1 protein-coding gene is annotated in these 234 nt (G+C 66.7%); it reads left to right on the top strand.

The genetic code is table 11. From position 1 onward, the window contains the following. On the top strand, nt 1-234 hold a 234-nt coding region (locus CH341_RS33485), incomplete at both ends, for an endonuclease/exonuclease/phosphatase family protein (RefSeq protein WP_342635056.1).

Here is a 234-nt window from a genome sequence, read left to right on the forward strand (position 1 = left end):
CAGGCGGCCGGGCCGTGGGTCGACGTCATGCGCCGCTTCGTACCGCCGGAAGAGAAGCTCTTCACCTGGTGGAGCTATCGCTCGCCCAATTGGGAAGCCTCGAACCGAGGACGACGTCTCGACCATATCTGGGCGGCAGCCGATATGGCCGCCCGGGCGCAGGGCATCAAGGTCATCAAGGAAGCGCGCGGCTGGGAACGCCCCTCCGATCACGTGCCCGTGATCGCGACCTTC

The organism is Rhodoplanes roseus, assembly GCF_003258865.1.
Taxonomy (GTDB): domain Bacteria; phylum Pseudomonadota; class Alphaproteobacteria; order Rhizobiales; family Xanthobacteraceae; genus Rhodoplanes; species Rhodoplanes roseus.